The 20,177-nt window shown below is 64.7% G+C and carries 21 protein-coding genes; 14 read left to right on the top strand and 7 right to left on the bottom strand.

Features of this window, described 5'->3' with window-relative positions; all coding sequences use genetic code 11:
• Positions 1-123 precede the first annotated feature (123 nt).
• Positions 124-477 (top strand): KGG domain-containing protein, encoded by a 354-nt coding sequence (locus FHS03_RS10150; protein ID WP_183440852.1) that lies wholly within the window; start codon positions 124-126, stop codon positions 475-477.
• A gap of 110 nt (positions 478-587) precedes the next feature.
• Positions 588-821, top strand: a complete 234-nt coding sequence (locus FHS03_RS10145; protein WP_183440851.1) for a hypothetical protein — start codon at positions 588-590, stop codon at positions 819-821.
• Between the two features lie 87 nt (positions 822-908).
• On the opposite strand, the gene FHS03_RS10140 is transcribed toward FHS03_RS10145, so the two are convergent.
• A complete protein-coding gene (locus FHS03_RS10140) occupies positions 909-3,209 on the bottom strand; it encodes a catecholate siderophore receptor Fiu (RefSeq protein ID WP_183440850.1) in 2,301 nt (766 codons plus the stop codon).
• Between the two features lie 261 nt (positions 3,210-3,470).
• Between FHS03_RS10140 and FHS03_RS10135 the strand changes: the two genes are divergently transcribed.
• Genes FHS03_RS10135 through FHS03_RS10115 form a run of 5 tightly spaced genes read left to right on the top strand, consistent with a single transcriptional unit; the run spans position 3,471 to position 7,873 of the window.
• The gene (locus tag FHS03_RS10135) at positions 3,471-4,112 is read left to right on the top strand and encodes a PepSY-associated TM helix domain-containing protein (protein WP_183440849.1); all 642 of its coding nucleotides are present in this window, start codon (positions 3,471-3,473) and stop codon (positions 4,110-4,112) included.
• Between the two features lie 8 nt (positions 4,113-4,120).
• The gene (locus tag FHS03_RS10130; protein ID WP_050412078.1) at positions 4,121-4,636 is read left to right on the top strand and encodes a DUF2271 domain-containing protein; all 516 of its coding nucleotides are present in this window, start codon (positions 4,121-4,123) and stop codon (positions 4,634-4,636) included.
• Between the two features lie 9 nt (positions 4,637-4,645).
• Positions 4,646-5,464 carry a DUF4198 domain-containing protein gene (locus FHS03_RS10125; protein WP_183440848.1) on the top strand — a complete coding sequence of 273 codons (819 nt, stop codon included), beginning with the start codon at positions 4,646-4,648 and terminating at the stop codon, positions 5,462-5,464.
• A gap of 31 nt (positions 5,465-5,495) precedes the next feature.
• Positions 5,496-6,515, top strand: coding sequence for an FAD:protein FMN transferase (locus tag FHS03_RS10120; protein ID WP_183440847.1), 1,020 nt, complete (start codon positions 5,496-5,498; stop codon positions 6,513-6,515).
• Entirely contained in the window at positions 6,512-7,873 is a 1,362-nt protein-coding gene (locus tag FHS03_RS10115) for a sulfite reductase subunit alpha (protein ID WP_183440846.1), read from the top strand. The genes FHS03_RS10120 and FHS03_RS10115 overlap by 4 nt, the downstream gene beginning before the upstream one ends.
• Before the next feature lie 81 nt (positions 7,874-7,954).
• Here the strand turns inward: FHS03_RS10115 and FHS03_RS10110 are convergent, their stop codons facing one another.
• The 6 genes from FHS03_RS10110 to FHS03_RS10085 all read right to left on the bottom strand — a co-directional run bounded on the left by FHS03_RS10110 (position 7,955) and on the right by FHS03_RS10085 (position 12,274).
• The gene (locus FHS03_RS10110) at positions 7,955-9,163 is read right to left on the bottom strand and encodes a DUF2325 domain-containing protein (protein WP_183440845.1); all 1,209 of its coding nucleotides are present in this window, start codon (positions 9,161-9,163) and stop codon (positions 7,955-7,957) included.
• Between the two features lie 15 nt (positions 9,164-9,178).
• Positions 9,179-9,523 (bottom strand): hypothetical protein, encoded by a 345-nt coding sequence (locus FHS03_RS10105; RefSeq protein ID WP_183440844.1) that lies wholly within the window; start codon positions 9,521-9,523, stop codon positions 9,179-9,181.
• Between the two features lie 68 nt (positions 9,524-9,591).
• The gene (gene hemP, locus FHS03_RS10100) at positions 9,592-9,774 is read right to left on the bottom strand and encodes a hemin uptake protein HemP (protein WP_176346825.1); all 183 of its coding nucleotides are present in this window, start codon (positions 9,772-9,774) and stop codon (positions 9,592-9,594) included.
• 165 nt (positions 9,775-9,939) lie between these two features.
• On the bottom strand, positions 9,940-10,755 hold the full coding sequence (locus FHS03_RS10095) for a helix-turn-helix domain-containing protein (RefSeq protein ID WP_183440895.1): 816 nt from the start codon (positions 10,753-10,755) through the stop codon (positions 9,940-9,942).
• A gap of 323 nt (positions 10,756-11,078) precedes the next feature.
• Entirely contained in the window at positions 11,079-11,723 is a 645-nt protein-coding gene (locus FHS03_RS10090) for a response regulator (RefSeq protein WP_050412086.1), read from the bottom strand.
• Positions 11,724-11,806: 83 nt separating this feature from the next.
• Positions 11,807-12,274 carry a universal stress protein gene (locus FHS03_RS10085; RefSeq protein WP_183440843.1) on the bottom strand — a complete coding sequence of 156 codons (468 nt, stop codon included), beginning with the start codon at positions 12,272-12,274 and terminating at the stop codon, positions 11,807-11,809.
• A 383-nt stretch (positions 12,275-12,657) separates the two neighbouring features.
• Here FHS03_RS10085 and FHS03_RS10080 point away from each other — a divergent pair, with 383 nt between their 5' ends.
• From FHS03_RS10080 to asd, 7 genes are all read left to right on the top strand, one after another.
• The gene (locus FHS03_RS10080; protein WP_183440842.1) at positions 12,658-13,479 is read left to right on the top strand and encodes a protein phosphatase CheZ; all 822 of its coding nucleotides are present in this window, start codon (positions 12,658-12,660) and stop codon (positions 13,477-13,479) included.
• On the top strand, positions 13,479-15,350 hold the full coding sequence (locus FHS03_RS10075; RefSeq protein ID WP_183440841.1) for a chemotaxis protein CheA: 1,872 nt from the start codon (positions 13,479-13,481) through the stop codon (positions 15,348-15,350). Before FHS03_RS10080 ends, FHS03_RS10075 begins: the two co-directional genes overlap by 1 nt.
• A 240-nt stretch (positions 15,351-15,590) precedes the next feature.
• Positions 15,591-16,991: a 3-isopropylmalate dehydratase large subunit gene (gene leuC, locus FHS03_RS10070; protein WP_183440840.1), complete on the top strand. Its 1,401-nt coding sequence runs from the start codon at positions 15,591-15,593 to the stop codon at positions 16,989-16,991.
• Between the two features lie 33 nt (positions 16,992-17,024).
• The gene (locus FHS03_RS10065; protein WP_082219731.1) at positions 17,025-17,147 is read left to right on the top strand and encodes an entericidin A/B family lipoprotein; all 123 of its coding nucleotides are present in this window, start codon (positions 17,025-17,027) and stop codon (positions 17,145-17,147) included.
• A gap of 52 nt (positions 17,148-17,199) precedes the next feature.
• Positions 17,200-17,847, top strand: a complete 648-nt coding sequence (gene leuD, locus FHS03_RS10060) for a 3-isopropylmalate dehydratase small subunit (RefSeq protein ID WP_183440839.1) — start codon at positions 17,200-17,202, stop codon at positions 17,845-17,847.
• A 12-nt stretch (positions 17,848-17,859) separates the two neighbouring features.
• Positions 17,860-18,930 (top strand): 3-isopropylmalate dehydrogenase, encoded by a 1,071-nt coding sequence (gene leuB, locus FHS03_RS10055; protein WP_183440838.1) that lies wholly within the window; start codon positions 17,860-17,862, stop codon positions 18,928-18,930.
• A 66-nt stretch (positions 18,931-18,996) separates the two neighbouring features.
• Positions 18,997-20,124, top strand: a complete 1,128-nt coding sequence (gene asd, locus FHS03_RS10050) for an aspartate-semialdehyde dehydrogenase (RefSeq protein WP_183440837.1) — start codon at positions 18,997-18,999, stop codon at positions 20,122-20,124.
• Positions 20,125-20,177 lie beyond the last annotated feature (53 nt).

The following is a 20,177-nucleotide window of genomic DNA, read 5'->3' as shown; positions in this document are numbered from 1 at the left end:
AATCGCTAAAGATTTGAAACCGGTACACAGATTCTTCCTACAGTTGCTCTTGCGGGCGTCCTATACTTTCCCTCAAGGGCATGCACTACTATAGGCCCTCCTTTATAGATCAGGAGAAGTATCATGGCTTCGACGAATCAGGGAAACCGGCAGGGCAATAAGACAGGCAGCAAGCAGAGCGGTGACACCAGCACGCGCGGCTTCGCCTCCATGGACCCGCAACGCCAGCGCGATATCGCCTCGGCGGGCGGCCGCGCCGCGCACGAAAAAGGTACGGCCCACGAGTTCACGCCGGAAGAGGCGCGCCGCGCCGGCGCGATGAGCCACAAAAACGACGGCAACCGCCAGAGCGCAGCGGCCGGCAGCCGCAGCGGCGGCAACCGCAATGAGCAGAGCGCCGACACGGCCGACAAGTTACAGGGACAGGAAAATCTGGCCAGCCAGCAAGGCGGCAACCGCAGCGGCGACAAGGCGTAAGCCGGTCGCGTCACCTGGAGCATCCCGCTCCACCCATGAAAAACGGGGACCGGCGCGCGCACGGCGCGCAGTCCCCGCTATCCCCCTACAGCCTGCTGCAAGGAGGCAATATGAATTCCCAACAGGACAAGTCCAGCCAAAATTTTGTGCTGGTTGATACGGAACATCCCGAAATCGGCAATGTGGACCTGATCGGCGACGTGGCCGACCTCGAAGTCCGCCCCGTCAACAAGCCCCTGCCCGGCAACCGCCAGAGCACGCTCAACCCCGGTTCGCGCCAGGGCGGCGAGCCCCCCGGCAGCGAAGGCGGCGCCCCCGGCCCCGACGCCAGCTCCGGCGTCTAAGCCCCTTTGATCTAGCGCAAAAAATGTCCCACCCCAGTGCCTGACACCAGGGTGGGACATTCTTTGATTTAGCGCAAACCCGAGGGCTTAGAAGGTGAAGTTGGCGCTGACCTGGCCGGAGCGGCGGGCGCCCAGGACGACGCGGCTGCCGCCACTGTTCAGCGATTCGAGGTAGAACTTGTCGAACAGGTTGTAGACGTTGAACTGGAGGCTGACGTTCTTGTTGACCTTGTAGCTGAACATGGCGTCGGCCACGAAGTAGGATGGGATGCCTTGGGTGCCGGCGATCACCGGGGTCTTCGGATCGACATTGCGCTTTTGCTCGGAGGAGTAGCGCATGCCGCCGCCGAAGGTGAACTGCTCGCCCAGCTTGTAGGTGCTCCACAGCGTGGCGGTCAGATCCGGGGTCCAGCGCGTGGCCACGCCGGCCGCGTTGCCGCCGGTGGTGCCTTCGATGATCTTGGAATTCATGGTGGCGATGCCGGCCGTGATGTTCCAGTTCGGCGTGATCTGGCCGACGGCGCCCAGTTCCACGCCTTCCACGCGGCGCTTGCCGAGCTGGGACCAGGTGTGGCTGACCGCGTCTTCCAAGGTCAGCTCGTTCTTGTTCTCGCTGCGGTAGACGGCGGCGGTCAGGGCCAGTTTCTTCTCCAGCACATCCCACTTGGTGCCCAGTTCGGCATTGCTGGTTTTCTGCGGCGCCATATTCGGATTGGCGACGGAACCGGCGGAGGCGGCCAGCGAGAAGTTGGCGCTGCCCGGCGGCGTCTGCGAATTGGCGAAGGACAGGTAGATGCTGCCGTTCTCGGCCGGCTTGTACAGCGCGCCCGCTTTCCAGCTCACCAGCTTGCCCGATTTTTCCAGGCGGGAACCGACCAGGGTGCCGACCGGAATGGTTTGCGGGACGGACGCGGCTTGCACGGTGGCGCCCGTGGTTTCGGTGTTGTAGCGTTCGACGCGCAGGCCGCCATTCAGCTGCCATTGGGCGTTCAGCTTGATGGTGTCGAAGGCGTATACGGCGGCGGTGCGGGTGCGGCCCTTGGTGAAGGCGCCGGTCAGGGCCGGGGCGTAGCCGGGCAGGGCGTCGTCGCGGTTAGGTTGGTACAGATTGGCGTTGCCGGCGGTGCCGAGGCCGCCGCGTACCGGGGCGAATTGTTCTTCCGACAGCAGTTCGAAGCCGGTGGACAGGGTGTGGCCGATGGCGCCGGTATTGAATTCGCTGACGATATTGGTGGTGTTACCCATGATTTCGTTTTCCTGCAGCACGCTCTGGCGGATGCGCATCACGCTCCAGTCGGCCTGGGCCAGCGGCACGACCACGTCCTTGCCGTCGACTTTCACGGTCTTGCTGGTGGTGACCGAGTGCACGCCGGTCAGGATGCGGTCCATCTTGGTCTTGCCGTAGCGCGTGGTATTGGTCAGCGTGGTTTTGCCGCCCAGTTCATGCTCGATCTTGGCCGTGACCATATCGGCGTCGACCTTGGCGAAATCGCTGGCGTAGCCGTAGAAGTTGTTGCGGTCCACGCGCGGCGCGGTGCGCAGGCGCTCGTCGGTCTGATAGTAGCTGGGCACGCCCACGGCCGGGGTGCCGCCATCCGGCGTATTGTCCTGGCGCACGTGTTGCGAGTACAGGTAGAGGCGGGTGCCGCCGCCCAGACCCCAGGCGATGGACGGGGCCAGCGCATGGCTCTTCTTCTGGATCACCTTGCGGCCCATGACGCCGCCATCCTGGACCATGGCGTTGATGCGGAAGGCGCCCGAGTCGCCGAAGCGGCGGTTCAGATCGATGGTGCCGCGCTTGGTTTCGCCGCTGTCGTAACCCAGGGTGGCGCTGGTCGCGTCTTCGCGCGAGGGCAGCTTGGTGACCAGGTTGACGTAGCCGGAAGCGGCGCCGCGGCCGATATCGGCGCCGGCCGGGCCTTTCGCCACTTCCACTTGTTCCACATTGAAGGCGTCGCGCGTGACGGCGCCCAGGTCGCGGATGCCGTCGACGAAGATCGAGCTTTGCGCCGCGAAGCCGCGCATCTGGAAGGTGTCGCCGGCGCTGGTGTTGCCGTTTTCGCCCAGTTGCAGGGTGATGCCGGGGGTGTTGCGCAGCGCTTCGACGATGGAGGAGGCGCCTTGTTCCTGGATCACGTCCTTTTTGATGACGGTAATGGTCTGGGTGGTGTCGAGCAGGGGCTGGGTCAGCTTGGGCGAGGAGACTTTTTCGACCTTGTACGGCGCTTCGGCATTGGCTTTGGCCTCAACCTTGACTTCCGACAGGGTTTTCTCGGGGCTCTGGGCCTGGGCGGCCAGCGGCAGGCCGACGGCGGCCAGGGCAAACAGGGATTGGCTCAGCAGGGGCTGAGCTGCAAGCGTATGCTTGCGGCTGCGGATATGGGACAAGGGATTCTCCAGGTGACGTGGTGTGGCTGGCGGCTTCGGTCTGCAACTGGAGCTGGCTGGCTGAATATTTTTAAGAGCGTAGATGATAATGCTTCTCAGTTGCATTATCAAGGTAACTTTCATGTATCAAGCTACATCTGTTGCGGCAAAAGTATCGTAATGTAACGGTTGTCCAGCCTACATTGACTCCGCAAATGATAATCATTATCATTTAGTGTTCATGTCAGTTAATTTGAAGGAAAGTGCAAAGTGAGCGGTCCCATGCAAGTCCCCGCGGCAGCCCGTCAAGCCAGCCGCGCCGTCTGGTTGCGGCATTTACACCAGTGGCATTGGATCAGCTCCGCGCTTTGCCTGCTGGGCATGTTCCTGTTCAGTATCACCGGCATCACGTTGAACCACGCCTCCCAGATCGAAGCCAAGCCCAGCGTGGTGCGCAAACAGGCCAGCGCGCCGGCGCCGCTGCTGGCCCAGCTCAAGACCTTCGGCGCGGAACATGACGGCGAAAAAGCCCCCTTGCCCGAAGCGGCCGAACGCTGGCTGCTCGACACCTGGTCGCTCAAGGCGGGCGGGCGCAGCGCCGAATGGTCGGCCGACGAAGTCTATCTGCCGCTGCCGAAGGCGGGCGGCGACGCCTGGGTGCGCATCGGCTTCGAGGATGGCGCGGCCGAATTCGAAAACACCGACCGCGGCTGGATCTCCTGGCTTAACGACGTGCACAAGGGGCGCAATACCGGCGCCGCCTGGAACTGGTTCATCGACATCTTCGCCGCCACCTGCCTGGTGTTCTGCATTACCGGTTTGCTGATTCTGAAATTCCACGCCACCAACCGTCCCTTCACCTGGCCCATGGTCGGACTGGGCGTGCTGATACCATTTGTTATAGCCCTGCTGTTTATTCATTAAGGACCACCATGAAATTACGCTACTCCATCGCGCTCAGTCTTCCCCTGGTCAGCGCCACGGCCATGGCTGCCGACCTGTCGCTCAAATTTGAAATTCCCCAACTGAACGTGGCGGAGTACCACCGTCCTTACGTCGCCGCCTGGCTGGAAAACGCCGACCAGAAAGTGGTCGCCAACCTGGCCGTGCTGTACGACACCAAGAAGAAGGACAATGCCGGCACCAAGTGGCTGAAGGACATGCGCCAGTGGTGGCGCAAGAGCGGCCGCGACGTCGCCATGCCGCTGGACGGCGTGAGCGGCGCCACGCGCGCGCCGGGCGAGCATACCCTGAGCTTCCCGGTCGCCCAGGAAGCGATCAACAAGCTGCCGGCCGGCCAATACCAGCTGGTGGTGGAAGCGGCGCGCGAAGCCGGTGGCCGCGAGCTGGTGAAAGTGCCGGTGGCGTGGCCGCCGAAATCGGCGCAGAACTTTGCCGGCAAGGGCAAGGAAGAACTGGGTGCCGTATCCGTGCTGGTCAAACCATAAGAGGCGCAGATGAAACTGACTAAGACCCTGATCGCGCTGGCCCTGGCCGGCGCCGCTTTCGGCGCCCAGGCGCACCGCGCCTGGATGGTGCCGTCGTCCTCCCTGGTGGAAGCGAAGGAACCGTGGGTGACGGTGGATGCCGCCATCTCCGAAGGCCTGTTCGACATCGACCACGTGCCGCTGAAACTGGACGGCATCTTCGTGCTCGCTCCGGACGGCGCCCGCGTGCCGCTGGAAAACGCCAGCACCGGCCGCCTGCGCTCGACCTTCGACGTGAAGATGGCCAAGCCGGGCACCTACAAGATCGCCCTGGTGTCGCAAAACGTGACGGCCAGCTGGAAGGTCAACGGTGAAGTCAAGCGCTGGCGCGGTTCGGAAGAAGCCTTCGCCAAGGAAGTGCCGGCCAATGCCGACGAGCTGAAAACCACGCGCACCAACGCGCGCCTGGAAACCTTCGTCAGCGCCAATTCGACCGACGAGGCGGTGTTCAAGCCGACCGGCACCGGCCTGGAACTGGTGCCGGTGACGCACCCGAACGATATGCGCGCCGGCGAGAAGGCCACCTGGCGCTTCCTGCTGGACGGCAAGCCGGCGGCCAACCTGGGCTTCAGCCTGGTGCCGGGCGGCGTGCGCTATCGCGGCACGCTGGGCGAGATCCGCCAGAACACCGACGCCAAAGGCGAAATCACCTTCACCATCCCGGCAGCGGGCATGTATATGGTGAACGCCAGCTGGCCGGCTGCCGCGCCTGCGGTAGCGGGCCAGGCGCCGCAGATGCCGGCGCGCCGCGTGACCTACGCGGCCACGGTGGAAGTGCTGCCGCAGTAAGCGGCGCTTCCCCGCCAAAACAAGAGTAGCGATGCGCCGGGTTCTCCTGCCTCACCATATCTCCCCCGACCCGGCGCCCGCCGACGGCGTCTTGCGCGAATTCGGCGGCGCCAGCATGGGCACCAGCTGGTCGGTGCGGCTGGTGGAGCAGGGCGCGTCCGCGCCGCTGCAGGAAGGCTTGCAGCGGCAGCTCGACGCGGTGGTGGCCGAAATGAGCCACTGGGAAGCGGACTCCGACCTGGGCCGCTTCAACCGTGCCGCGGCGGGCAGCTGGCAGGCCTTGCCTGCGGCCTTCTTTGACGTGCTGTCCTTTGCCATGAACGTGGCGCGCGATTCCGGCGGGGCTTACGATCCCTGCGCCGGGGCGCTGGTCAATCTGTGGGGCTTCGGCCCCGGTTCCCGTTTCAAGGACGACGATTTCGCGCCGCCCGCGCCATTCCAGGTGCAGGCCGTGCTGGCGCAGCGCGCCGGCCAGGGCGTGAAGCTGGACCAGGCTTCGCGCGCCGCGTGGCAGCCGGGCGGCGTCCAGCTCGACCTGTCGGCCGTGGCCAAGGGCTATGGCGTGGATCGCCTGGCGCAGTATCTGGAAGCCCTGGGCATCCGCCATTATCTGGTGGAAGTGGGCGGCGAATTGCGCGGCGCCGGCGTCAAGCCGGACGGCCAACCCTGGTGGGTGGCGCTGGAACAGGTGGGTGCCGCAGTGCAGGACGCGCTTGGCGTGGCGCCGATTGTCGTCGCCCTGCATGGGCTGGCGATCGCCACCTCGGGCGACTACCGCCGCTTCTTCCAGCAGGGCGGCCAGCGCTACTCGCATACGATAGACCCGCGCTCGGGCGCACCGATAGAAAACAGTCTGGCTTCCGTCAGCGTGGTGCATGCGCACTGCATGGCGGCCGATGCCTGGTCCACCGCGCTGACGGTGCTGGGGCTGAAGGACGGACTGGCGCTGGCCGAAAGCCGGGGCCTGGCGGTGCGCTTTGTGGCGCGCGAAGGGGAAGGGCTGCGCGAATATATGAGCAGCCATTTCCGTGCAATGCTGGAAGAAGAATGATCCTTACCAATGATCCCGGCAGGCTGGCGCTCACCGCCGCCTGCGTGTTCGGCTACGGCCTGGTGTGCCTGCTGCCGTATCTGCGCGTGCGCCGCAAGCGGCTGGCGGCGGCTGCCGCCAAGGCCGCGGCGGCGCGCAATCCCGGCTGGATAGTCGCCTACGCCAGCCAGACCGGCAATGCCGAAGAACTGGCGCGGCAGACCGCCGACACGCTCGGCCTGGCCGGCATTACCGTGCGCCTGGCCGAGCTGGGCGAGCTGACGGCGGCCGAGCTGCAGGGCGCGGAACGCGCGCTGTTCCTGGTCAGCACCTATGGCGAAGGCGATGCGCCCGACGCGGCGGCCGCTTTTGCCGGCCGCCTGATGGGCGGCGCCGTGCCGCTCAAGCAATTGCACTACGCCGTGCTGGCGCTGGGCGACCGCAGCTACGGCCACTATTGCGGCTTTGGCCGCAGCCTCGATCAATGGCTGCAGGAGCAAGGCGCGCAAAGCCTGTTCGAGCGTATCGAAGTGGACCGCAGCGCGCCGGCCGCGATTGCCGCCTGGCGCCAGCAACTGAGCCATCTGGCCGGCACCAGCGACGCGCCCGACTGGAGCGCGCCCGCCTTCGACGGCTGGCTGCTGGCCGAGCGCCGCCTGCTCAATCCTGCCAGCGTGGGCGCGCCGCTATACCACCTCGAATTGCAGGCGCCAACTGACGCGCCCTTGAACTGGCAGTCGGGCGATCTGGTGCAGATTGCCGCGCCGGGCGATCCGGCGCGCGCGCGCGAATACTCGATCGCCTCGATTCCGCAGGATGGCCGCGTGCACCTGGTGGTGCGCCTGCATCTGCACGAAGACGGCAGCTGCGGCATGGCCTCCGGCTGGCTGTGCCGCCAGGCTGAAATCGGCGACACGGTGCAGATGCGCCTGCGCCAGCACAAGCGCTTCCGCCTGGAGGGCAATGCCGGCCGGCCGCTGATCCTGATCGGCAACGGCAGCGGCATCGCCGGCCTGCGCGGCCACCTCAAGGCGCGCGCCCTGGCCGGACAAGCGCGCAACTGGCTGCTGTTCGGCGAACGCAATGCCGAGCACGACGCCATCTACAGCGAGGAGTTGGACGCCTGGCAGCGCGCCGGCCTGCTGCCGCGTCTGAACCTGGCCTATTCGCGCGACGCCGAGCGCAGCTATGTGCAAGACCAGTTGGCCGCCCACGCCGACGAGTTGCGCGCCTGGGTCGACGATGGCGCCGCAATTTATGTCTGCGGCAGCCTCGACGGCATGGCCGCCGGCGTCGACAAGGCGCTCGAAACCATCCTCGGCCGTCCCGCCCTCGACGCCCTGACCGCCTCCAGCCGCTACCGCCGCGACGTCTACTAAACCCCCAGCAAACAGCCGAGCCCGTGTCCACCTTGGGGTCAGACCCCAATCGGACACGGGCTCGGCTGTTGGAGCGGGGGCTTAGGGAGTGAGTTCTTCGAGGCCGCGCTGCAGGCTGGAGATGCTGGGGTTGTCGATGAAGACGCAGCGTTTGCCGGTGCGTTTGCAGAAATCCTTCACGCGCCAGTAGGCGCTGTGGCTGATGCAGCCGGTTTGGCAGATGACGAGGTCGGCGGCGGCCAGGCTCGCTTCGAGCTTGTTGGCATTGTCTTCGAGCCCGCCGTCGTGGTGGGCGAACTGGGCGCCGACGCGCTCGATCAGGGCGCGGTAGGTGGCGACATTGCCGCTGCGCCCGCCCACGCACAGCACGCTGCGCTCGTTGAGGCTGACCGGCATCTTCATGATGTGTTCGACCACGGGCGGCGCTTGCGGCGGCGTGTCGGCGGCCAGGGCGGCGTTCAGCGTGGCGTCCTGGGCCTGGGCTTGCAACTGGGCTTGCGCCAGGCTCAGCTCGCGGCGCAGTTCAGCCACCTGGTTGCGCAGTACGCGTTCGCGTTCGTCGGTCTGGCTCAGGCGCTGGGCCAGGCGTTCGCGCGTTTCCAGGCCCGGAATCGAGCTGCGCAACTGCTCCAGTTCGCTGCGCAGCGAGTCGATGATGCTGTCGCGGCCCACGAGTTGGGCGCGCAGCTGCATCAGCTGGCTGGCCTGCTGTTCCTGCTCGGCCGTGCGTTCCAGCTGCACGGCGGCGCTGCGCTGCTGCAGACGGACGATTTCGCGCGCCTGGCGCGTATTTTCTTCGAGGGTGCTGTTAAAGCGGTTGAGGTCGGCGCGCACGCAGGCGCCCGCCTGGTGCTGGATCATGTGCAGGTCGCGGCACATTCTTTCTTCCAGCTCGGTGCTGCAGCGCGGATGGGTCAGGCCGGCCCAGAAGGCGCCCGCCACATCGCCATTGGCGACGGCGGCACGCCACAGCTCGGCGAGCTGCTCGGTGCATTTGGCGGCGCGAAAACGCAGCAAGACGGCCGCGTAGCGCCGTTCCAACTCTTTTTGCACCGCTTCCGACAGCTTGTTGCGCGTGCCGCATTCGCTGACCGTGCCGACGTGGATTTCGTAATCGTCGGCCAATACCTTGCCGCCCGTGATCTTGCCCACCAGCTTGCGCAGGACGGCCAAGGGCAGGCCCACGCCCACCAGCGGACAGTGGCAGGTATGACCCAGTTCCCAGATGCGGCGGCGGCGCGAGGTTTGGGCCTCGGCCGGCGCGGCTGGCAGTTGGTGTTTATCGCACATGCTCGCTGGCTCCGCTTAGCAGGCGGCTTGGGCGCTGCCGCGGCCGCGCGCCATGATGCGGCTGAGGAAGGTCGATTCCTCCTTGGCCGGCTGGGGCGGGGGCAGGGAGCGCTCGACCACGGCGGCCCACTGTTCGGACAGCTGCTGGCAGGTGGCGCTCAGCACGGGCGCCAGGTCGGGCAGGCTGGCCAGGGCCTTGAGGTGGCGTTCGATGACGGACGCCAGCTTCACGCAGGCGCCGCTGTCATTGGCGCTGGACGTGTAATGCGACATCAGGTGCAGCACCGCGGACAGCATCAGTTCGGGATGCTGGCCTTTCTGAGGCGCGAGAAAAATCGGATCGGTACGGTCGATGGCCATCGGGGCACTCCTCGGGTCGGTGTGGCTGGCGCGCGCGGATGGCTTGGCTGGCTGGGGCTGTCGGGGATTTAAGCGGTCAGAATCAGTTTATTGAGCTGGGTGATGCGCAAGCGGTAGATGCGGCCGGCATGTTCGATCTCGACTTCGCGCTGGTCCTGCATCAGGCCGGCGGTGGTCAGGCGGCGCACCGGTTGGGCAACGGCGGGAGCGGCAACGGTCGGGCGGATGGCGGGCGATGGGCTGGTGTGCATGAAGTTTTTCCTTAAATAAGAATGATTCGCATTTGCATTATTAGCTGCCGCTGCCAGAAATGCAAGTGCTTTTTGACATGTGAAAGTCACTTTTTTGCACGGGATAAAAAAAGGCCCGCCGAAGCGGGCCAAACGCTGGGTGAAACGAGAGTAATGCAGGGGAAATCAGTAGGCGGCCAGCAGCGGTTCGGCCGGCAGTTCGGCGGTGGCCGGTTCGGCGCGCGCCGTGGCGCGCAGGCGCGCCTGCACGCTCTTGCCGCGCGTGCGCGAGGGCGGCAGACGGCGCAGCGAGCGCAGCGCTTCGGCGTCCTTGATGCCGATGGTGCGCTGGTCGACGCTGATCATGCCGATTTCATTGAAGGCCGACAGCGTGCGGCTGACCGTTTCCAGCGTCAGGCCCAGGTAGCTGCCGATTTCATGGCGCGTCATGCGCAGGTTGAACAGCTTGCTCGAATACCCCATCTGGGCAAAGCGCTCCGACAGCGAGACCAGGAAACGCGCCACGCGCGCTTCGGCGCTGAGCGCGCCCAGCATGCCGATCATGGCTTGCTCGCGCACCAGTTCGCGGCTCATCACGCCGTACAGCATGTTTTCCAGTTCCAGGTGCGCGCGGCTGAGCGCGGTCAGTTTCTTGAAGGGCAGCAGGATCAGGTCGCAGTCCGACAGCGCCACCGCCTCCGAGGTGTAGTGGCGGCTATGGATGCCGTCGACGCCGAGCAGGTCGCCCTTCATCGGGAAGCTCAGCACTTGCTCATTGCCGAATTCGTCGATGAGGACGGTTTTCAGGAAGCCCGAATTGACGATGTACAGGGTATCGAAGCTTTGGCCGATAGTATGGATGCGCTGTCCGGTCTTGAATTGGACATGCTGGAACAGCAGCTCTTCCGCATTGAGCGTGCTGATGGCGGGCAGATGCAGCAGCTCGCAGACTTCCTTCATATTGGACCAGAGCCGACCTTGGCGCTGGCGGCCAGCTTCCATCGAGGATGAAGCCGACACGGCGGGGCGAAGCTCGGACATGGGCGTAGAGAACATGCTTATCTCCTGTAGCACGGCAAGGCAATGAAGCTGAATCGGGACTTGGACCGCTGCCCTGGGGCGGCGGAAAGTGTTCTTGTTCGCTGACCAGAAGCCTATGGCCTACTGGAAACTTTAGCTTGGTTTCAGTATGCCAACACGACCCGACAATTGATATCAGCGGGTGCTGAATATGGCGTAGGAGCTGGCGCAGGCGGGTAGGAGTATTCCTAGTGGGGCGGGAAGCGCGGCCGGACGGGCGTCCGGCCGCGCGGGCGGAACCGGACTTAGCTGCCGAATGGGGACAGCAGCCGGTGCGCCACGGCATACTGCACCATCTCCGACAAGGAGCCCATGCCCATCTTCTGCATGATGCGCGTCTTGTGCGTGCTCACGGTTTTCACGCTCAGGTGCAGGCTGTTGCCGATGTCGGTGATCGACTTGCCGGCCACCAGCAGCGAGAACACTTCGAACTCGCGGTCCGACAACTGTTTGTGCAGCAAGCTCTCGTTGGGCGTCATGATGTTGAGCGCGAGCTGCTCGGCCACTTCGGTGCTGATGTAGGGCCGGCCCGAGGCGACCTTGTGGATGGCGCCCACCAGCTGCGTGCCGGCGCTCTCCTTGGTCAGATACCCCTGGGCGCCGGCGCGGATGGCGCGCACCGCGTACTGCTCCTCCTCGTGCATGGTGAGGATGAGGATGGCCAGCTTGGGCGCTTCGCTGCGGATCTGGCGGATCAGGTCGACGCCGCTGCGGCCCGGCATCGACAAGTCCAGCAGTAGCAGGTCGAAGCCGCCCTGGCGCACGCGGTTCAGCACTTCGAAGCCGTCGATGGCTTCGCCCACGATTTCTATATCCTCGGCGCCGTCGAGGATGCGCTTCAGGCCTTCGCGCATAATGGTGTGGTCGTCGGCGATGACTATTCTGATCATGGCAATGGGTTTTGGCGGAAAAAGGGAAAATACTACTACGAACTCCCGCGGGAGCTTGCTTTTTTTGTAAGGATGGGCCGCCCCTAGTCGGGCAGCGGTTCCTTGACCAGGCGGTGCACCAGGACCGGTATGCGCGTATGCGACAGCACCTTGTTGGTGACGCTGCCCAGCAGCAGCTGGCCCCAGCCGCTGCGCCCGTGCGAGCCGATGAAGATCAGGTCGCAGCCATGGCGCGCCGCCACGTCGATGATTTTCAGCGCGGCGCTCTCGGCAAAGGCGGTCATGCCCTCGGCCCGCACCGCCTTCTTGGCGCAGGCGTCGAGGATGGGTTGCACATGCTCGCTGCCGGCGCGCTCCATCGCGGCGCGGTATTCCTCCTCGCTGGGATAGCTGGGCGGAATGATTTCGACATAGATCGGGTACTGGTATTCGGGCGCGACGAACAGCACCAGCGCCTCGGCGCCCATCTGCTGGGCGAAGGAGACGCCGGCGCAGGCAGTCATGCGGGACACGGCCGAACCGTCGGTCGTGATCAGGATTTTGCGGCACATATCACTCTCCTTGTGAAAGCCCTTCCCACTTCATTGTAGTCTGATTTTGCATATTGTCTGGATGCAAAGACTTGATGTAGATCAAGAAAGCACCAGGAAGCGACAGGGGCGGGCGGCCGCCGACATTTATGCCGCATTTGTTGTCGCCATGGATAGATTTGTGGCCGGCCGAGGGGCAGCAATGCTAGTATCCCCAAATACAACAGAAAGTCCGGCTTTTGCGTTCGCGCTGCGGCTTTGCCTTTCTTTTCCCTAAGGGAGATTGAACAAGGGGGGCGCGCCCTGCTACACTCGCGTAAATGCGGTAATATTGCCAGGCGTCATCTACGATTGCGCCGGGCAGCAGTTTAGGCAGCAATTTTTTACATGGAGAAGCAGGAATTATGACCGACGCCGCTGATGATTTCGACGCCTTATTTGAAGAAGTGTCCGCGCAACGCGCCACAGCCGCTCCTGCTCCGGCCCCGGCCCCGGCTCCTGCCGCAGCGGCTGAAGATGACCTGGAAAGCCTGTTCGACGAAATTTCCTCGACCCGACCGCCCGACGCCGCCGCCGCTGAGCCTGCGCCGGCGGCCGCAGCGGCCGGCGAGGCCGAGGGCCACGCGGCCGACAAGCCGATGTTCGAGCGCCTGGGCGGCATCGTGCGCCTGCTGCACGATTCGCTGCGCGAGCTGGGCTACGACAAGGCCCTGACCGAAGCGTCGACCCAGATCGTCGACGCCCAGGACCGCCTGGAATACGTGGCCAGCTTGACCGAACAGGCCGCCAACAAGGTGCTCAACACCCTGGACGACGGCATGCCGGCCCAGGACGTGCTGTCGAAAAAATCCAAGGAAATGGAAGACCGCTGGGCCGACCTGTTCGCCGGCAAGCTCAGCATCGACGAATTCAAAACCCTGGCAGGCGACTCGCGCGCTTTTGCCCAGGCCGTATCCGAAGCCACCGAGGCCGAAAAAGCCCGTCTGCTGGAAATCATGATGGCCCAGGACTTCCAGGACATCACCGGCCAGCTGATCAAGAAGGTCGTGGTCATCACCAAGACGGTGGAAGCGGAACTGGCCCAGCTGCTGCGCGACAATGCGCCAGTAGAGGTGCGCGAGAAGATTGCGCAAAAAGAGGTGTCCCTGATGACAGGCCCGTCGGCTCCGACGGTGGCCCTGAGCCAGGACAGTGTCGATGATCTGCTTGCCGATCTGGGATTCTAATGGACGATATGCTGAAGGAGTTCGTCGTTGAGGCGATGGACTTGGCAGTCAACGTCGAGGAGCACCTGCTGCGCCTCGAACGTGACCCTGACAATAAAGAAACACTGAACGCGGTTTTCCGCTCCTTCCACACCATCAAGGGCGGCGCCGGTTTCATGAACCTGGGCGCCCTGGTGTCGGCCTGCCACCTGACCGAGAACCTGTTCGACGCGCTGCGCACCGGCGCCGCGCCGGTCACGCCGCTGTCGATCGAGGCGGCGCTGCAAGCGTCCGGCTTCGTGGCCGACCAGCTGGCCGAACTGAACAACGGCGCCGCGCCGGAAAGCCTGGGCGGCATGCCGGGCGACTTGGAAGCGATCCTGAAGGACGCCATCGAAGGCAAGAGCGAAGCCCCGGCCAAGGCCGCCGCCCCGGCGCCAGCGCCCGTGGCCACCGCGCCGACTCCTCCCGCTGCCGCGCCGGCTGCCGCGCCCGCCGCCCCGGCCTCGGCCGATGGCCTGGACTGGGAAGGCATGTACGAGGCGGTGATGCCGCCCGGCAGCTACACCCGCTCCGCCGCGCCGGCCGCTGCCGCCGCGCCCGTGGCCGCTGAAGCGGTCGCCCCGGCCGCCGCCGAAGCCGCACCGGCCGCCGCCATCGCCAAGCGCGAAGCCCCGGCCCGCGAAGAAAAACCGCACGCCCCGCCGGCCAAGGAAGAAAGCATCCGCATCGACGCCGTCAAGCTCGACGCGCTGCTGGAAGTGGCCGGCGAATCGGTGCAGGCCGCCAACCAGGCCGCCGTGCTGCTGGAACGCCTGCAGCAGTTCAAGTTCGAAGGCCAGGCCGCCTCCCTGATGTCGGCCCTGACCGAGACCCTGGAACGCGCCTCGCGCTATTCCACCGAACTGCAGCGCGCCACCCTGGCCACCCGCATGCAGCCGGTGGGCCGCCTGTTCCAGAAATTCCCGCGCCTGGTGCGCGAGCTGGCGAAAGACCTGGGCAAGGAAGTCGAGCTGACCATCGAGGGCGCGGAGACCGAAGTCGACCGCGTGGTGGTGGACAGCCTGTACGACCCGCTGGTGCACATGCTGCGCAACGCGCTCGACCACGGTGTCGAAGCGCCGGACGTGCGCCTGGCCGCCGGCAAGCCGGCCAAGGCCTTCATCTCGCTCAAAGCCTGGCAGGAAGCCAATAGCGTCATGATCGTGCTGCAGGACGACGGCAAGGGCATGGACCCGGTCGGCCTGCGCAAGAAGGCGGCCGAAAAAGGCCTGATCTCGCCGACCGCCAACCTGAGCGACGAAGAGTCCTACCAGCTGGTCTTCCTGCCCGGCTTCTCGACCAAGGAAGTGGCGTCTTCCGTCTCCGGCCGCGGCGTCGGCATGGACGTGGTGAAGACCGCCGTCGAGAAAAACCGCGGCGCCATCCACATCGATTCGGCGCTGGGCAAGGGCACCAAGTTCGCCATCCGCCTGCCGATCGAGCTGTCGATCGTGCCGACCATGCTGGTGTCGACCTCGGGCGCCTTGCTGGCGCTGCCGATGGCCGTGGTGCAGCGCGTGGTCGAACTGCCGGAAACCTTCATGGAAGTGGGCGGCGCGCCGGTGCTGAAAGACCAGGGCCGTCCGCTGCCGGTGCGTTCGCTGGCCGGCGCCTTGGGCTACGAACTCGGTTCGGAGCGCGTCGGCATCGTGGTCAATTCGCCGCAACCTTACATCCTGGCCGTGGAAGCCGTGGACGGCACCGCCGACCTCGTGATCAAGCCGATGACCGCGCTGGCGGTGGAAGGCATTACCGGTACGGCGCGCTCGGCAGAGGGCGAGCTGGTGCTAGTGGTCGGCCTATCCTTCCTGATGGACGGTTGCAGGGGAAGTGTACGCATGGCGGCATAAGCATCAAGCACCAAGCAAGACACCAAAGCCTGCGGCCCACACCGCAGGCTTTTTTTTCGCGTAGTCTTTTGTATTTATTTTCACAAGCTTTATATAAACATCAACAAAGGGCGCCAGATAAAACAGGCAAATTCCCAGGACGCATCGGCTCACGAGGCGGAAAGACGGGCTTGGTTTTGCGTTGCACAAATATGGCATAATCAAATTGGATCACTCAAAAATTAGGCAGCAGCAGCAACCATGAAGACGCTTTACGACAAACTCTGGGAATCCCATGTGGTGCGCACCGAAGACGACGGCACCGCCATCCTCTACATCGACCGCCACCTTGTGCACGAAGTGACCAGCCCGCAGGCCTTCGACGGCCTGCGCGCCGCCAACCGCCAGCCATGGCGGCTGTCCGCCAACCTGGCCGTGGCCGACCACAATGTGCCGACCACCGACCGCTCGCACGGCATCGCCGATCCGGTCTCGCGCCTGCAGGTCGAAACGCTGGACAAGAATACCCAGGCCTTCGGCCTGACCTACTTCAATATGAACGACAAGCGCCAGGGCATCGTCCACGTCATCGGCCCGGAGCAGGGCGCGACCCTGCCCGGCATGACCGTGGTGTGCGGCGACTCGCATACTTCGACCCACGGCGCTTTCGGCGCGCTGGCGCATGGCATCGGCACCTCGGAAGTGGAGCACGTGCTGGCCACGCAAACCCTGCTGGCCAAGAAATCCAAGGCCATGCTGGTGCAGGTGGACGGCGCGCTGCCGGCCGGCGTGACCGCCAAGGACATCGTGCTGGCTGTGATCGGCGTCATCGGCACCGCCGGCGGCACCGGCTACGCGATTGAATTCGCCGGTTCGGCCATCCGCGCGCTGTCGATGGAAGGCCGCATGACCGTCTGCAATATGGCGATCGAAGCGGGCGCGCGCGCCGGCATGGTGGCCGTCGACGACATCACCATCGATTACGTGAAAGGCCGTCCTTTCTCGCCGGTCGGGCCGCACTGGGAACGCGCCGTCGAATACTGGCGCACCCTGCATTCCGATGCCGGCGCCAGATTCGACCTGGTGGTGACCCTGAACGCCGCCGAGATCAAGCCCCAGGTGACCTGGGGCACCTCGCCGGAAATGGTGGTGGCGGTCGATGGCCGCGTGCCCGATCCCGACCAGGAAAAGGACAGCGTCAAGCGCGACGCCATGGAAAAAGCCCTGGTGTATATGGACCTCAAGCCGAATACGGCGATCGAGGACATCCGCATCGACAAGGTCTTCATCGGCTCCTGCACCAACTCGCGCATCGAGGACTTGCGCGCCGCCGCCGCCGTGGTGCGCGGCAAGCAGCGCGCCTCGAACGTGAAGCTGGCGCTGGTGGTGCCCGGCTCCGGCCTGGTGAAGGAACAGGCCGAACGCGAAGGCCTGGACAGCATCTTCAAGGCCGCCGGCTTCGAATGGCGCGAGCCGGGCTGCTCGATGTGCCTGGCCATGAACGCCGACCGCCTCGATCCGGGCGAGCGCTGCGCTTCCACCTCCAACCGTAATTTCGAAGGTCGTCAGGGCCAAGGCGGACGCACCCACCTGGTGTCGCCCGCCATGGCGGCCGCCGCCGGTATCGCCGGCCATTTCGTCGACGTGCGCGCCCTGCGCTGATTACCCGATTACCCGATCCAAGAGAACATCATCATGAAAACCCTATTCGCCATCGCCATCACCGCCCTGTTCCTAAGCGGCTGCAACACCGTCGCCGGCATCGGCAAAGATGTGCAAAAGGTCGGCCAGGCCGTTGAAGGCGCCGGCAAAAAATAACACCGCAGTACGGCGGGCCCGACGGTCCGCCGTCGCTCTCCTTTAGAGAATCATGGAAAAATTTACTGTCTATGAAGGCCTCGTCGCACCGCTCGACCGCGCGAATGTCGATACCGACGCCATCATCCCCAAGCAATTCCTGAAGTCCATCCACCGCACCGGCTTCGGCCCCAATCTGTTCGACGAATGGCGCTATCTGGACCACGGCGAACCAGGCATGGATAACAGCGGCCGTCCGCTCAATCCCGACTTCGTGCTGAACCAGGCGCGCTACCAGGGCGCTTCCGTCCTGCTGACGCGCAAGAACTTCGGCTGCGGCTCCTCGCGCGAGCACGCGCCGTGGGCGCTCGACCAATTCGGCTTCCGCGCCATTCTCGCGCCCAGCTTCGCCGACATCTTCTACAATAACTGCTTCAAGAACGGCCTGCTGCCCGTGGTCTTGAGCGAAACCCAGATCGATCATCTGTTCAATGAAGTCAAGGCCTTCCCCGGCTACCGCTTGGTGGTGGACCTTGAACAGCAGCGCGTTACCACGGCCAATGGCAGCGTCTCCTACCCCTTCGAGATCGACGCCTTCCGCAAATACTGCCTGATGAATGGTCTCGACGACATCGGCCTGACGCTGCGCCACGCCGACAGCATCCGCGCCTTCGAAGAGCGTCATCTGGCCAACCAGCCCTGGCTGGCCAACGTCATCTAAACAAAGAACAATATGAAAATTGCTATCTTGCCGGGCGACGGCATCGGCCCGGAAATCGTGGCCCAAGCGGTGAAGGTGCTCAACGCACTGGACGAAAAATTTGAACTCGAAAGCGCGCCGGTGGGCGGCGCCGGCTATGCCGCGCATGGCCATCCGCTGCCGGAAGCCACGCTGGCGCTGGCGAAAGCGGCCGACGCCGTGCTGTTCGGCGCCGTGGGCGACTTCAAGTACGACACGCTGGAACGCTCGCTGCGTCCGGAACAGGCCATCCTGGGCCTGCGCAAGAACCTGGGCCTGTTCGCCAACCTGCGTCCGGCCATCCTGTATCCCGAGCTGGCCGGCGCTTCCACGCTGAAGCCGGAAGTGGTGTCGGGCCTGGACATCCTGATCATCCGCGAGCTGACCGGCGACATCTATTTCGGCCAGCCGCGCGGCGTGCGCGAATGCCCGGACGGCCCCTTCAAGGGCCAGCGCGAAGGCTTCGACACCATGCGCTATGCGGAAGGCGAAATCCGCCGCATCGCCCACGTGGCTTTCCAGGCGGCGCAAAAGCGCGGCAAGCGCCTGACCAGCGTGGACAAGGCCAATGTGCTGGAAACCTTCCAGTTCTGGAAGGACATCGTCACCGACGTGCACCAGGAATACCCGGACGTGGCGCTCGACCATATGTACGTCGACAACGCCGCCATGCAGCTGGTGCGCGCGCCGAAGAAATTCGACGTCATCGTCACCGGCAATATGTTCGGCGACATCCTGTCCGACGCGGCGGCCATGCTCACCGGTTCCATCGGCATGCTGCCATCGGCCTCGCTGGACGCCAACAACAAGGGTCTGTACGAGCCTTCGCACGGCTCGGCGCCGGACATCGCGGGCAAGGGCATCGCTAATCCGCTGGCGACGATTTTGTCGGCGGCCATGATGCTGCGCTTCTCGCTCAACCGCGCGCAGCAGGCGGACCGTATCGAAGCAGCAGTCAAGAAGGTGTTGGCGCAAGGCCTGCGCACGCCGGATATCCATGAAGCCGGAACCCACAAGGTCGGCACCGAAGAAATGGGCGACGCCGTGGTGCGCGCACTCGCATAAACAAAGCGAAGAAGGCAGGGGCGGGAGCCACTGCCGATCTTCTCATTCAACCCAAGGGAAAGCAAAATGAAACTCGTAGGTCTAGTTGGTTGGCGTGGCATGGTCGGTTCGGTCCTGATGCAGCGCATGCAGGAAGAGGGCGATTTCGCCCATATCGAGCCGGTATTTTTCACCACTTCGAACACCGGCGGCGCCGCGCCTGCCATGGCGAAGAACGAAACCACGCTGAAAGACGCGACCAATATCGATGAGCTGAAACGCTGCGAGATCATCATTTCCTGCCAGGGCGGCGACTACACGTCCGACGTGTTCCCGAAACTGCGCGCGGCCGGCTGGAACGGCTACTGGATCGACGCCGCGTCGACCCTGCGCATGGAGAAGGACGCCGTCATCGTGCTCGATCCGGTCAACCTGAACGTGATCAAGGACGCCATGGCCAAGGGCGTGAAGAACTTCGTCGGCGGCAACTGCACCGTGTCCTGCATGCTGATGGGCTTGGGCGGCCTGTTCAAGCACGATCTGGTGGACTGGATGACCTCCATGACCTACCAGGCCGCGTCGGGCGGCGGCGCCCAGCATATGCGCGAGCTGCTGACCCAGTTCGGCACCATCAACGCTTCCGTCAAATCGCTGCTGGACAACCCGGCTGCCGCGATCCTGGAAATCGACCGCCAGGTGCTGGCTACCCAGCATGGCCTGTCGGCTGAAGAGACCAAGCAGTTCGGCGTGCCGCTGGCCGGCAACCTGATCCCGTGGATCGACAAGGACCTGGGCAATGGTCAGTCGAAGGAAGAGTGGAAGGGCGGCGCCGAGACCAACAAGATCCTCGGCCGCGGCCTGGACTTCGGCAGCCAGCCGATTCCGGTCGATGGCCTGTGCGTGCGCATCGGCGCCATGCGCTGCCACTCGCAGGCGCTGACCATCAAGCTGAAAAAGGATGTGCCGCTGGACGAGATCAACGACATCATCGCCAACGACAACCAGTGGGTGAAGTTGGTGCCGAACACGCGCGAAGCGTCGGCGCGCGACCTGACCCCGGCCGCCGTCACCGGCAGCCTGACCATTCCGGTTGGCCGCGTGCGCAAGATGGCCATGGGCGGCGAGTACATCTCGGCCTTCACCGTGGGCGACCAGCTGCTGTGGGGCGCGGCCGAACCACTGCGCCGCATGCTGCGCATCGTGCTCGATAAATAAGCAGTTTCAGCGCGCAGTTCCAGCGGTTGGGGCGCCGTTTGGCGCCTCTCCCG

Source organism: Pseudoduganella violacea (assembly GCF_014191875.1).
GTDB classification, from domain to species: Bacteria; Pseudomonadota; Gammaproteobacteria; order Burkholderiales; family Burkholderiaceae_D; genus Rugamonas; species Rugamonas violacea_A.
The sequence above is the reverse complement of the archived record's forward strand: the minus strand, read 5'-3'. Positions and strand labels throughout refer to the sequence as shown.